At 70.9% G+C, this 13,454-nt stretch carries 11 protein-coding genes and 1 pseudogene; 3 read left to right on the top strand and 9 right to left on the bottom strand.

All coding sequences use genetic code 11. From position 1 onward, the window contains the following. Positions 1 to 24 precede the first annotated feature (24 nt). Entirely contained in the window at positions 25 to 3,669 is a 3,645-nt protein-coding gene (locus OG906_RS08610) for an AfsR/SARP family transcriptional regulator (protein WP_329441450.1), read from the bottom strand. A 196-nt stretch (positions 3,670 to 3,865) separates the two neighbouring features. Here OG906_RS08610 and OG906_RS08605 point away from each other — a divergent pair, with 196 nt between their 5' ends. The 3 genes from OG906_RS08605 (at position 3,866) to OG906_RS08595 (ending at position 5,964) form a co-directional block, all read left to right on the top strand. After that, positions 3,866 to 4,219, top strand: coding sequence for a nuclear transport factor 2 family protein (locus OG906_RS08605; RefSeq protein WP_329441448.1), 354 nt, complete (start codon positions 3,866 to 3,868; stop codon positions 4,217 to 4,219). 152 nt (positions 4,220 to 4,371) lie between these two features. Beyond that, positions 4,372 to 5,160 (top strand): tyrosine-protein phosphatase, encoded by a 789-nt coding sequence (locus OG906_RS08600; protein WP_329441446.1) that lies wholly within the window; start codon positions 4,372 to 4,374, stop codon positions 5,158 to 5,160. A gap of 234 nt (positions 5,161 to 5,394) precedes the next feature. Beyond that, a complete protein-coding gene (locus OG906_RS08595; protein WP_329441445.1) occupies positions 5,395 to 5,964 on the top strand; it encodes a hypothetical protein in 570 nt (189 codons plus the stop codon). Positions 5,965 to 6,133: 169 nt separating this feature from the next. Here the strand turns inward: OG906_RS08595 and OG906_RS08590 are convergent, their stop codons facing one another. From OG906_RS08590 to OG906_RS08555, 8 genes and pseudogenes are all read right to left on the bottom strand, one after another. Next, complete coding sequence (locus OG906_RS08590) at positions 6,134 to 6,931, bottom strand: enoyl-CoA hydratase/isomerase family protein (RefSeq protein ID WP_329441443.1); 798 nt, start codon at positions 6,929 to 6,931, stop codon at positions 6,134 to 6,136. Then, a complete protein-coding gene (locus OG906_RS08585) occupies positions 6,928 to 8,175 on the bottom strand; it encodes a cytochrome P450 (RefSeq protein WP_329441441.1) in 1,248 nt (415 codons plus the stop codon). Before OG906_RS08585 ends, OG906_RS08590 begins: the two co-directional genes overlap by 4 nt. A 103-nt stretch (positions 8,176 to 8,278) precedes the next feature. Beyond that, a complete protein-coding gene (locus OG906_RS08580) occupies positions 8,279 to 9,667 on the bottom strand; it encodes a cytochrome P450 (protein WP_329441439.1) in 1,389 nt (462 codons plus the stop codon). A 10-nt stretch (positions 9,668 to 9,677) separates the two neighbouring features. Next, positions 9,678 to 10,238 (bottom strand): GTP-binding protein, encoded by a 561-nt coding sequence (locus OG906_RS08575; protein WP_267796009.1) that lies wholly within the window; start codon positions 10,236 to 10,238, stop codon positions 9,678 to 9,680. Between the two features lie 3 nt (positions 10,239 to 10,241). Next, a complete protein-coding gene (locus OG906_RS08570; protein ID WP_329441437.1) occupies positions 10,242 to 10,634 on the bottom strand; it encodes a DUF742 domain-containing protein in 393 nt (130 codons plus the stop codon). Then, the gene (locus tag OG906_RS08565; RefSeq protein WP_329441435.1) at positions 10,627 to 11,469 is read right to left on the bottom strand and encodes a roadblock/LC7 domain-containing protein; all 843 of its coding nucleotides are present in this window, start codon (positions 11,467 to 11,469) and stop codon (positions 10,627 to 10,629) included. Before OG906_RS08565 ends, OG906_RS08570 begins: the two co-directional genes overlap by 8 nt. Next, a complete protein-coding gene (locus OG906_RS08560) occupies positions 11,466 to 12,653 on the bottom strand; it encodes an ATP-binding protein (protein WP_329441433.1) in 1,188 nt (395 codons plus the stop codon). The genes OG906_RS08565 and OG906_RS08560 overlap by 4 nt, the downstream gene beginning before the upstream one ends. A 539-nt stretch (positions 12,654 to 13,192) precedes the next feature. Further along, positions 13,193 to 13,378, bottom strand: a pseudogene (locus tag OG906_RS08555) (CorA family divalent cation transporter); the annotation flags it as partial. Positions 13,379 to 13,454 lie beyond the last annotated feature (76 nt).

Here is a 13,454-nt window from a genome sequence, read left to right as displayed (position 1 = left end):
CCGCCGCTCGGGAACGACGGCCGGTCAGACCCCGGCGGCGGACTCCGCCGCCGGCGCGTGCACCGCCCGGGCCGGCAGGGCCGCGATCACCGGCCCGAGTACCGGAGGGTGCACCGGACCGTGCCCCGACCCGGCCGAGGAACCGCCCCCGACACCGGGACCCGAAGCCGCACCGCCCGCCGTACCGCCCGCCGTACGGCTCGCCGTGCTTCCCGCTGTACCGATGACGGTGACGGCAGCCGCAGCCGCACCGGTACCCGCACCCGCATGCGCGCCGGCCGTCGCGCCGATGCCCAACATGCCTTCCGCCTCGGCCAGCTCCACCGTCATCCGACGCTCGCGGAAGGCCCGCACCGCCGTCTCCAGCAGTTCGCGGGAACGCGACCGCTCCCCGGAGCTCCCGCTCGCGGCCAGCAACCGCGCCAGGTCCAGGCGCACCAGCGCGGCGCCACCGTGGTCCATCATCTGGTCCCGCACCGACAGCGCCTGCGCGTAGAAGCCCCGCGCGGCCTCACCCCGGCCCATCTCCACGTGCGCGTGCCCCAGGTCCCGCAGCAGGTGCCCCTCGCCGATCAGGTCCCCGCTCGCGCGGCAGAGCTCCAACACCTCGGTGAACGTCCGCACCGCACGCTCGTGTTCACCCCGACTCTGCGACAACTGACCTGCCCTGCGCAGGGTCCGGGCCTCACCGCCCGTGTACCCCACGGACCGGTAGATGCCGAGCGCCTCGTCCAGCCGGCTCTGCGCGGCCGCGTCCTGCCCGCGCCGCATCCAGATGTGCGCGCTCTGCGTCAGGACGATGGCCCGGCCCACCACGTCACCGACCCGGTCGAAATCCCGCAGCGCCCGGTCGTACAGACCGAGCGCCCGGTCGTCGTCGCCCCGCATCCGCTCCAGCAGGGCCAGATCGCGGTGGCACAGCGCCAGGCCCTGCCGGTCGTCGAGTTCCCGGAACAGCCCGAGCGCCGTCGTCAAGGCGGTGCGGGACTCCTCGTTCTGGCTGCGACCCAGGTACAGCACCCCGAGCGAGCCGAGCAGGGCCGCCGTGCCGCGCGTGTTCCCGGCCGACCGGACCGACTCCAGGGCGAGTTGGTGCGTACGCTCCCAGTCGTCGAAGTAGCCGCGGCCCTCGAACAGGGTGGCCAGGGTGGTCGCCAGGTCCCAGCACAGTTCGTCCTGTTGTTCGCGGGCGGCGTGCTCGACGGCCTGCACCAGGTTCGCGTGCTCGCTGTCGAGCCACTCCAGCGGATCGACCAGCAACTCGTCCACGCACGCGGCCGGCGGCTCCCAGCGCGGCGCGCTGCCGTGCAGCACCGTGAAGTCCCCGCCGTAGATGCGCCGGTGAGCCTGCTCGGCCAGCGAGAGCCAACCGCCGAGCATCCTGGTGGCCGCCGCCCTCCGGGTGCCCGCATCGTCGTGCGTGGCCAACTGCTCCCGGGCGAAGACCCGAATGATCTCGTGGAAGCGGTAGCGGAAGCCACCGGTGGAGTCCACGCCGACGACGTCCAGCATCTGTACGTCGACGAGCGGTTCCAGGAGGTCCGAGGGGAAGGGGCGCCGGTCGTCCAGCAGGGCCCCCGCCAGCCACCCCGGCAGGGTGGGCCCCTGCGCCAGGCTCAACAGGCGCAGCAGCCGGCGGTCCTCCGCGGCGAGCCCGTCGTGGGTGAGGCAGAGGCTGGCCCGCATGGTCATCTCGCCGTGGGTCAGCTCGTCCAGGCGGTGCCGCTCGTTGGCGAGCCGGTGCACCATCGAGGACAGCGGCCAGTGCGGTCGGGCCGCCAGCCGGGCCGCGACGATCCGCAGGGCCAGGGGCAGTCCGCCGACCGTCCGTACGAGCGCCTCCGCCGCCGTCGCCTCACGGCCGACGCGGTCGCCGCCGACGACCCGCGCCAACAGTTCCAACGCCCGTTCGGTGTCCATGACGTCGAGCTCCACCCGGTGCGCCCCGGGGAGCCCGGTCAGGCGGACCCGACTGGTGACGAGGACCGCGCACCTGTTGCTGCCGGGCAGCAGCGGACGGATCTGACTCTCGGACGCCGCGTCGTCGAGGACGACCAGCACCCGGCGCGCGGCCAACAGGGTCCGGTACATCTCGGCCCGCTCGTCCTGCGACTCGGGGATCACCGGCCCGGGGATGCCGAGCGCCCGCAGGAACCGGCCCAGCACCTCGCCGGACGTGGCCGGGGTTCCCGTGCCGCGCAGATCGCAGTACAACTGCCCGTCGGGGAAAGAGGTTTCACTTAACCGGTGCGCGATGTGAGTGGCGAGCGTGGACTTTCCGGTGCCGGGCTTGCCCACGATCACCGCGAGCCCCACGGCCCGCCGATCCCCGTCGCCGAGCAACGTCCTTTCGACCCGGGCGATCTGCTCCTCGTCGCCGACGAAGTCGGAGGTGTCGGCCGGAAGTTGACGCGGAACCTCCTCGCGGAACCCGGCGCCGCCCGCCACCCGCTGCTGCGGCCCGCCCGTGCCCTGCTGCGCGTCCGTGCCGTTCTGGGTGTGCGTGCCGTGCTGCGCGTGTGGCCCGTCCGTGGCGTGCTGCGTGTACTGCCCGTGTGTCGTGTGTGGGTCGTCCGTGCCGTGCCGTTCCGTCGGAGGGGCCGTCGTGGCCGGGCGGTACCCCGCGGATCCGGTCGGGTCGCCGTCGGAGGGGCCCCGGCCGGCCGGGACCCGGCCCGCCGGGGGAGTCGAGGTCACGGTCAGGAGCGTGGTCGCGGTCGGCCCGGCGTCGTCGGCCCGGTCCCGGCGCTGCTCGGCGTACCCGCCTCCGGTCGACCCGGGGTGGGTGCCACCACCCGGCGCACGGCCGGGCCCGGGTCTGTCGAACCCCGCGACGCGCGTGCCCCCCGCAGTGGGTGCGCCCGGCCCGGTCTCCGACGGCAGCGGCGCAACCGCACCCGACAGGATGTCCCGCTCCAGCCGGCGCAATGCCCCACCGGGCTCCAGGCCCAGGTCCTCCACCAGCAGGTCGCGCCCGACGCGGTAGCTCTCCAACGCCTCCGCCTGCCGCCCCGACCGGTACAGGGCCAGCATCAACTGCCCGCGCAGCCGCTCCCGCAGCGGGTGGACCCGTACCAACAACTGGATCTCGCCCACGAGCTGATGGTGCCGCCCCAGGTCCAGGTCCAACTCGATGCGGGTCTCCACGGCCGTCAGCCGCTCCTCGTCCAGCTGAAGGGCCTTGCTGCGCAACGTCTCGCTCGACACACCACTCAGGCAGTCTCCCTGCCACAACTCGCCAGCCGAGCGCAGCAGTTCCACGGCCTCGGTTGCGTCGCCCTGTCGTGCGGCGGCCCGCGCGTCCGCGACCTTGCGGGCGAACAACGCCGCGTCGACGAGGTCGCCCTCCGTCTTGAGCACGTAACCCGGCGGTCGCGTGGTGATCGCGGCGGCGATGGCCGCCTTCGTGAACAGCTTCCGCAACCGCGAGACACAGATCTGCACCTGGGTGCGCGCCGTGTCCGGCGGTTCGTCGTCCCAGATCAGATCGACCAGGTAGTCGGTGCTGACCACCCGGTTCGCCTCAAGGAGCAGGGCGGCGAGAATGACCTCCTGCCGCCCGGGGGGAATCCTCACCGGCCCGTGGAGGCCGGTCACCTGTAACGGTCCGAGGATCCGGAAAACCACCGCGTCCGGGGTGTGGAACACCCCGCCGGACGAAACAGTCATGAGTCTCCCAGCTGGGGCAACGCCTGAGAACGGGTGGAGCGCTGGGCAAGTCTCCCCGAACACCTCCCCGGTGTCCATGGTGTGGGGGTTTCGTGCGCGTGAACCGTGATAGGGCGGGGATAGCACCGGGTTATGACCCCGGGGCACCGTGGACCTGCGCCGCCGGTCGGGGTGCGGCCGTACGAAAGGACTTCCCATGAACAGTCGGCACGCCGGGCGGGTCCCGCCACCCAGCCGCGTCGTCACCGACTCCGGGGTCGACCACGTGCGCCTGGCCTACCACTACCTCGACACCGGAGACCTCGACGGCTACGGATCGTTGCTGCACGCGGGAGCCCTCGGCGCCGATCTGGAGTGCCCGCCGGTACCGGGGGCCCGCCACGACATCACGCGGATCGTCGCCGACGGGGACTGTGTGGTGGCGATGGGGCGACTCGCGCCCCAACAGTGGGAGTTCGTCGACGTGTTCACCCTGTCGGCGGAGGGCATGCTGCGCGCCTGTCGTCGCTACTACGGCGGGCCGCCGCGCCCGGCCCTGCCGGGGCGCTGAACACGACGGCCCCGCACGGGACATGACGGTGGTGGCCCTTCGCGCCGGTTCGTCCTGTTCCGGGCGGCGCCCGCCACCCCCGCACGCCCCCGAGTCGATCACCTGAGGCATGCTGGCGGCCGGAAGACCACCGCACCCGAGGGAGCAGCCGAGTGACCGCCCGCCACATCGAGTTCGAGCGCCTGCACAACTTCCGCGACCTGGGCGGCCACCGCTCCGCCGACGGCCGAACCGTCGTCCCGGGGGCCCTGTACCGCTCCGACTCGCTCGGCAAGCTCCGGGGCGCCGACTGGGACCGGTTCCTCGCCCTGGGCATCCGTACCGTCATCGACCTCCGCTACCCCTGGGAAGCCGACGCCAAGGGCCGGGTCCCCGAGCCGCACCGCTTCACGTACGCCAACCTCAGCATCGAGCACCGCCCCTACGACCAGGCCGAGATCGACCCCGACATCGACCCCTGGCGCTACCTCGCCGACCGCTTCGCCGAGGTGACGGAGGACGGCGTCGAGGAGATCCGGCAGGCCATCGAGCTGATCGCCGACGCCGAACCGGGACCGACCGTTTTCCACTGCACGTCCGGCAAGGACCGCACCGGGCTGATCGCGGCCTTCGTACTGACCCTCCTCGACGTGCCCGAGGAAGAGATCCTGGCCGACTTCGCCCTCACCGAACTGGCCACCGAACGTCTCAAGGCCGACTGGCACACCGCCCACCCCGGCCGCACCATGCGCTGGCCCGCGTACGGGCGCGCCCCGGCCACCGTCATGGGGCTCGTCCTCGCGGACCTGGAAGCCCGCCACGGCTCCCCGACGGCCTACCTCACGGACCACGTCGGCATCACCCCGGAGACCGTGGCCCGGCTGCGCGCCCGGCTGCTGACCCCGGCGACGTCCCCGACACCTGCGGCATCCGCCGCTCCCACCGTCCCCGGGACGGCCTGACGGGTCTCGCCGGGCCCGGCCGCGGGACACGCGCCCAAGGCTTCTCGCCTCTCCGCCTCTCCGCCTCTCCGCCTCTCCGCCTCTTCGTCTCTTCGTCGAAGCGGGTTGAGCCCGGGCCCGCACGGGAGCAGGATGAACGGGACACGGGCACCCGGCGAACCCCCGATGCCCGACCCGGCCCGTCCACCGCCGAAACGGCGGTTGGGCGGACCGACCGACGGACGAGGTGGGCGCATGACACGGCGCGGCTATTGGCGCGAGGCCGACGGTTCCCCCGTCGCGGCGACCGAGGCACACGAAGCCTGGGCCCGCGAGGCCTATCCGCGCCTGTCGGGGGTGGCCGGCACCTATCACGCCGTCATCACCTACAAGGACCTCGGCGAGGACGTCCAGCAGGCCTCGGGCATCCGCACCTCCGCGCTGCTCCACAACTGGATCGGCGCCGTCCTCGGCAGGGTGGTGCACGAGGCACACCGACGGGGCGACCCGCCCCTGACCGCCCTGGTGGTCCGCACCGACGACGGCATGGTCGGTGAGGGCTACCGGGAAGTCCTGGAACTCTCCGGGGAACAGGTGACGACGGAAGCCACCGACCGCGAGAACCACGCGGCCGTGTCCCGGCTGGAGTGCTACCGCCGCTTCGGCGCCACCCTGCCCCCGGGCGGCGGCGAACCCGCACTCGCCCCCCGTCTCGAAGCCGCCCTCGCCCGCCGCCGCGCCCGTGAACCCGAGCCCCCGGCCCCGATCTGCCCCACCTGCTTCGTCCAACTCCCCACCGCCGGAGCCTGCGACAACTGCGCCTGACTGCCCGGACGCACCCCGGCCGCCCCGGGACGACCCCGCACCGGATCGGGTGCGGAGGCACCGGAGTCGGCGGGTACCACCAGGGCCTTGGCGGGCCGGCTGCCCGCATCAACCCGCCAGGCACCAACCCACCAGGCGCCCAACCCGCCGGACAGCGGCCCCGGCCGGATCAGCTCCTCGCGTGTTGGTGGAGGGTGGCTGCCAGGAGGTGGGAGTCGAGCAGGGAGACGTCCGCCGTCCTGTCCGCCCGCGCGTAACCGGCCAGCATCCGTTTGGTCAGGACGAGGGCTTCGGGAGAGCGGCGGACCAGGGGTCTGGTCCAGGAATCGATCACCTTGTCCAGTTGGTCGAGCGGCGCGGTCCGGTGGAGCAGACCGATGCGGTGGGCGGTGTCGGCGTCGAAGACGTCGCAGGTGAGCATGAGTTCGCGGATCCTGGAGGCGCCGACCTCGGAGACCAGGCGCCCCATCGCCCCGCCCCATGCCGGCGGTAGCCCTATGCCGACCTCCGGCATGCGAAAGCGGCTGGTGTCGGCGCCGGCGCGCAGGTCGCAGAAGGAGGCGAGGGCGAGACCCGCGCCGATGACCCGCCCGTGCAGTCGGGCGATGGTGACCGCGTGGGTGTTCTCCAGGGCCTGGCACAGGCGGTGCGCTTTGTCGGCGATGCGCCGCAGGCCCACTCCGGACGGGTCGGCGGCCAATGCCTCCTGGTACTCGTTGCGGTCGGCGCCCAGGCAGAAGTCCGTACCCAGCGACGACAGCGTGAGGATCCGGACGTCGGGTCTCTCGTGGAGGTCGTCGAGCAGGGCGATGAGGTCGTCGAGGACCGCGGAGTCCAACGTGTCGTCCTGCCCCCACGGGTTGAGGCCGACGTGCAGGACGGGGCCGTCCTGCTCGGTACGTATCGCCTTGGTGGCGGTTCGTGCGTACGCGGGGGTGGGGGCGTGCGCGGGGGTGGTGTCGGTCATGCGAGTGCTACGTCCAGGTTCAGCAGGCGCCGGAACGCCACGCGGGGCGCCATCGACGGGGGGCGTACGAGGGTGAGGCGGGGGAGGCGCCGGATCAGTTGGCGCAGCAGGGTCTGTGCTTCGAGGCGGGCCAGTGGCGCGCCGAGGCAGTAGTGGATGCCGCCACTGAACGCGAGGTGGTCGGGGGTGCGTTCGGGGTCGAACCGGTCCGCGTCGCCGTGTCTGGCGGGGTCCCGGTGCGCCGCTCCGATCATGAGGTGGACCATCTCGTCGCGGCGGATCTCGATGCCTCCCAGCACGGAGTCCTGCGATGCGATCCTGCTGATCACGTGGGTGGGCGGGTCGTAGCGAAGCGTTTCCTCCACGAACCCGGGCACGAGGTCGGGGTTGTCGGCGACCATGTCCCAGCGTTCCGGGCTTTCGACGAGCCGGAGCGTCATCGTCGAGAGGAGGGTCGCGGTGGTCTCCAGGGCGGCCAGCAGGACGAACAACACGAGGAAGTAGACCGCCTCGTCGGCCTTGTCCCGGTCGGGCTCGATCGCGTCCCACGTCTGGATCCACCGGGTGACGGGGTCGTCGCCGGGGTGGGTGCGGCGATCGCGCACCAGCTCCATGAAGTAGGTGCGGAGTTCGGCCGTGGCCGCGTCGGACAAGGCCAGTTGGCTGGCCGACGGCAGCAACTCCTGGGTGAAGACCTGGTCGTGCGTCAACTCTCGGAGCCGGGGCCAGTCGGCCTGCGGCAGCCCGAGCCAGTCACCTATGGTGGCCACCGGCAGCTCCTCGCAGACAAGCTCCGAGAAGTCCGCCTCGCCGGTGCGTATTCGCTCCGTGAACGTGTCGAGGAGCCGATCCGCGGTCCGGTTCACCTTGCTGCCGATGCGCTCGACGGTGTTCCGGTCGAAGGAGCCCGCCGCCCGGCGCACCTTGGTGTGGTCCGGGGCGTTGAGCGCGGCGAGCGTGTTGCTCATCTCGCGTGAGGAGGGGGCGTTCCAGCGCGTCCCGAGCCCCTGCCGCTCCCGCCATTCCCGGTCGGGCTCCAGCCATTGGCGGCTGCGCAGCACCTGGTCGCATGCGGCGAAGCCCGTCACGGCGAAGCCGCCCCAGGGGGCGGGCACCACCTCGCCGCGCTCCAGGAGTTCGGCGTAGATCGGGAAGGGGTCGGCCTGCCCTCTGGCCGTCCGTAGACGGGAGAAGAGGGAGGCGGACGCCCGGCGGTCGTACGACGGAGTTGTGGCAACCCCCATATGGCGGCTCCTTTCTGAGAACCAGCCGCCATGCATACCCACGTGATCGTTCGAGCATCCCCTACCACTGAGTACTCAGGAGGTTACTAGAATCACACTGGTCTCACTCGCCCCTGGTCCAGGCCAGGAAGCGGCTGAACAGGCCGCCCTTGGGTTGCGGCGCGAAGCCGGCGTTCGCACGCGAGGGTCCGGCGTGCGAGGTCGCGGAGGCGGCCGTCTGCTGCTGGGGCGCCTGGCCCGCGTTCGAACCGGCCGGCCCGGTCGACCCGGCGCCCTGGGGAGCGGCCCTCGGAGTGAAGCGGATCGGGAGGGTGACCAGCGTGCGGCTCCACGGGCTCGGCGCCCAGGTCAGCGCCTTGAACGGGACACGCAGCTCGACGTCGAGAAGCTGGTTCAGCAGCGTCTCGACCGCAGTCACGGCGATCATGAAAGCCGGGTCCTTGGCGGGACAGGCGTGCGGGCCCGCACCGAACGCCAAGTGCGCCTTGGCGCTCAACTGTTCGCGGTGCTCCGTCAGCTTCGGGTCGGTGTTGGCCGCGGCGAAGGAGATCAGGACCGGGTCGTTGGCCCGGACCAGCCTGTCGCCCAACTCGACGTCGTGCGTGGGATAGTGCGCCGCGTAGTTGGCGATCGGCGCGTAGTTCCAGAGGGTCTGGGAGACCGCGTCCTCGACCGGAAGGCCGACCTGCCAGTCCTCTCCCAGGTACAGGGCGCTGCTGGTGCCGATCGTCGCGGCCAGCGGCGCGGTGCCACCGGAGAGCAGGGTGACCAGCTGGTGCAGCACCTCCTCGTCGCTCAGCTGGGCCGAGTGCTCCATCAGACGTGTCGTCAGGTCGTCCGTGGGGCGCCGCCGCTTGAGGGCGATCAGCTCGGTGAGCGCCCCGCCGAGCACCTCGTCGGCCCCGGGCGTTCCCTGGAAGATGCCACTGATCCCGGCGATCACGCGGTCGCCGATCTCGGGCGGGCAGCCGAACAGCTCGCTGAAGACCAGCAGGGGCAGCGGCTGGGCGTACTCGGCCATCAGCTCCGCCTGCCCGAGGACGTCGGTGCTGAACTGGCTGATCAGGTAGTTGGCGGACTGCTGCGTCTGCCGGATGAGCTGGTGCTCGTTGACCGTGGCGAGACTGTCGGTGACGGCCCGACGCAGCCGCGCGTGCGCCGCGCCGTCGCTGAACAACGCGTTGGGGCGGTAACCCAACATGGGCAGCGCCGGGCTGTCGGCCGGGACGCGCCCTTCGTTCAGGGCGTTCCAGCGGCGGGAGTCGCGCACGAAGGAAGAGGGGTTCTGCAGGACGTACAGGGCGGCGTCGTAGCTCGTGACGAGCTCGGCCTGGACGTCGGGGGCGATGTCCACGGGCGCACTGGGGCCGAACGCACGCAGCCCTGCGTAGTGGCTGTCGGGGTCGGCTCCGAACGACGGGCCGTACATCCGGACGTTCCCGTGCGCGGGGCAGCCGGGGGGTATCTCCTGCGGTTCACGGGGCTGTTGCATTGCTGCGCTCCTAGCCGAGTTGGGACATGAGGTGGGTCACGAGGGTGATGAGGGCCCGCGCGGAGGAGTTCTCGTCCCGCACGTCGCACTCCACGACCGGGGTCTCGGCGGTGAGGTTCAGAGCCTCGCGCACCTCGTCGAGCGGGTAGTGCGTGGTGCCCTCGAAGTGGTTCACGGCGATGGCGTACGTCAGGCCGAAACGCTCGACGAGGTCCAGGACGGGGAAGGACTCGTGCAGCCGCTCCGGGTCGACGAGGACCAGCGCGCCCAGCGCCCCCCGGGAGAGCTCCTCCCACATCTCCTTGAAGCGCTCCTGACCGGGCGTTCCGAAGAGGTAGAGCACCAGGGTGTCGCTGAGCGTGAGCCGACCGAAGTCCATCGCGACGGTGGTGGTCTTCTTGTCGGGGGTGCCCGACAGGTCGTCGAAGCCCACGCTGGCTTCGGTGATCTCTTCCTCGGTCCGTAGGGGCTCGATCTCGGAGAGACTGCCTATGCAGGTGGTCTTGCCGACCCCGAAGTGCCCCACTATCAGGATCTTCACCGCGTGGGAGACATCTGGATCCAGGTACACGCGCTACGCTCCGAATCGATTCTTCAGGCCTTCGAGAACGGCGCTGACCAGTTCCCTGTCGACACGTTCGGCGCGCGGTATCGGTGTCCTCGCGAGGATGAGGTTCTCCTCCTCCAACTGCGCCAGCAGGATGCGGACGATGCCCAGGGGCAGGTGCGTGTGCCCCGCCACCTCGGCCACGGACAGGAAGCCGTCGGCGACCAGGTCCATGACCTGCCCCGCCTCCGGGGACAGGGTGCGCGCTGCGGCCTGTCCGTTCTCCACCGCCGCCGTCACGAGCGTCGTGTGCTCGTACTCGTGGTCCGGGGGCAGCGCGCGTCCGTTCGTGATCACGAAGAGGGGGACTAACGGTGACGTCAGTTCCAGCTCTTGATCCTGTTCGGGCCCATCAGACATGGTCTGTCCCCTTCCCCGGTGTCGCCGCCGCGGTCAGTCCGGGAACCACCTCGTGCAGACGCGTGGTGAACTGTTCTATGTCACAGTCGTGTTCGGCGGCGGCAGCCAGGAAACCATCGGGGCCGGCCGCCATCAGGAAGATCCATCCGTGCTGGAACTCGATGACCGTCTGACGCCATTGCGCGTCCTCGGTCACCCCGGCGAACTGGGAGGTGACCCGGCTGTAGGCGTGGATGCCCGTCATGGCCGCGGAGATCGTGTCCGCGAGGTCGCGGCTCATCCCACTGGTCGCCCCGCGGGGAAGACCGTCCGATCCCAGCAGCACGGCGTGGCGGGCACCCTTGACCTCGGACATCACCTGGTCGAGCTCGCCGAGGGCGAATCCCGCGTCACCGGAACTCTGGTGCCGGGGGGCGTTCCCCCGCGACCCTCCGGCGTCCTCGGCGTTCACCCGAGGCGGTGAGGTGAGGTTGTTGCCCAGACGGGCGACGAGGCGGTGCATGCGGAAGGAGATCTGCTGCATGTCCACATCGGGTGCGGCCGCGGCGGCGAGGTAGGAGCCCTGCCCCGCCCCGATCAGGAAGATCCAGCCGTGCGAGAACTCGATGACGGTCTGGTTCCACTGCCGGTCCTCCTCCGGTCCGGCGAAGTGGGCCGTCGCCCGGCTGAGCGACTGCATCCCGGCCATGGCCGCGGAGATGGTGCGCACATCCTTCTCGGCCAGGCCTTCCGTCGCGCCGCGAGGGAGGCCGTCCGCGGACAACAGGACGGCGTGCCGTGCACGGGGCACGTTGTGCACGATGTCCTCCAGCATCCACGACAGGTCTGCGGTCATGCCTCTTCGGGCCCTTCGAACGAGGTGGCGTCAAGATTGCGGCCGGAGAGCGTGCCGCGTTGGAAGGCCCCCAGGCTGCGCCCGGAAGCGCGGCCCGTTTCCCCCGGGGTCCGCGGCGCCGACGAGGTGGTGTCGGGGTCGGGGACGCTCGCGATGGGCGCCTGGCGCGAGCCGCGCTTGGGCAGCCCGTGCATCGTGCGCGAGGTCACGCCCTGGGGCCGGCTCTCGGTGGCGCGCCGGATGTCGCTGACCGGAGCCTCCTGGGCGGCCGGAATCTCCTCCATGGTCCACAGCTCCTCGGGCAAGAGGACGACGGCCCTGACGCCGCCGTATCGGGAGACTCCGGTGACGTCGACCTTGAAACCGTGCTGACGCGCGATCAGGCCGATGACCGGGAACCCGAACTTCGGCTGGGTTCCGAGCTGCGACAGACGGGGGGCGATCTCCCCGGAGAGCAGTGCGGTCGCCCGCTGCCGCTCTTCGTCGTTCATGCTCACACCGGCGTCGTCGATGACGATGCACAGGTTGTTCTGGACGCGCTGGAACGTGACCTCGATCGGCGCGTCGTGCTGCGAGAAGCTGGCCGCGTTGTCCAGCAGCTCCGCCACGGCGAGGGCGACGGGCGCGACCGCGTACGCCTTCAGGGCGAGACTGGTCTGCTGCATGATGGCGACCCGGTGGAAGTTGCGGATCTGACCCTGGGCGCTGCGCACCACGTCGTAGACGCTGGCGGGCCGGTTGCGACGGCCGAGCGGCGCACCGCACATGACGGCGATGCCCTGAGCCTTGCGCGCCATCTGCGCGTTGGCGTGGTTGACGTCCAACAGGTCGCCGAGGACGGCGTGTCCGCCGAACTTGCGCTGGATGCCGTCCAACAGCGTCGTCTGCTCGGCCGCGAGGCTCTGCAGAAGGCTCGCGGCACCCTTGAGGACGGCCTTGGTGTTCTCCTCCGCCGCTTCCTTGGCCGCGCGGAGCGTGGCGTCCTGCTCGTTGCGGAACCTCTGCAGCTCGGCGCGTGACGCGTGCAGATGGCTGTCTGCCGCGAGGAGCCGGTCCCTCAGTTCGGCCTCGGTCTGCTTCTTCTTCGCCCCCAGTGCTCTGTTGCGGGCGACGAGTGCCACGACGGCGACAACGGCTATCGCCGCCACCGCAACCAGGCACCACACAAGTGCGTCTCGATTCATGGAAACCTTTCCCGGCGCATGGCATGCGGACGGCTGCAGATACACCTCACGAGGCCCCGCAACACAGCTGATCGGCACGGTCCACCTGCTGTTACGCGGAGAGCATGCCGTCAATCACACATCAGCATCCGTGTCAAAACGGATCAAGATCACAGATGCCGGGATGCTATCACCGGATCTTCGGCTGTCCGGACGCCCGCCATCGCGGCGCCTACCCCCAACCCGGCCGTTGCAAAAGCGCGTTGACTGGGTCCTTCGACCGGGCATCCGCCGCCGGTCACCCCGCCCGTTGCCGATTCGTCAGCACTTCTTCACGAGAGAGGTGACAATCCCTCACATGGAACCGGTACACCGCCGACCAAACCCCCACCGGACCTCATCGACAGGCCGGTCGCGCCCGGTTCATCGACGCCGGGGTACGTGGTGAGGTGTCGCCCCGCCGGGTGTGGAGTGCCCCGTCCGACGCGATCAAGCCGGCGCGATTGGCTGCTTCTCGACGTTCGCGAGAGGGGACGCACTCAACGGCGCTGATGCGCCGGCTACAACCAGTCGCGCTTCTTGAAGATGAGGTACAGGCTGACGCAGACCACCGCCATCAGCAGGACCGCGAAGGGGTAGCCGGCGGCCCACTTGAGTTCCGGCATGACCTCGAAGTTCATGCCGTAGATGGTGCCGACCAGGGTGGGGGCGAAGAGGATGGCGGCCCAGGCGGAGATCTTCTTGAAGTCGTCACCCTCACACCGCTGACCTGCGGAAATCGACTGCATAGGCAGTCCGACCTGCGGCGATCTGTCTTTCCGC

Origin of the sequence: Streptomyces sp. NBC_01426, assembly GCF_036231985.1 — a bacterium.
Classification (GTDB): domain Bacteria; phylum Actinomycetota; class Actinomycetes; order Streptomycetales; family Streptomycetaceae; genus Streptomyces.
The sequence above is the reverse complement of the archived record's forward strand: the minus strand, read 5'-3'. Positions and strand labels throughout refer to the sequence as shown.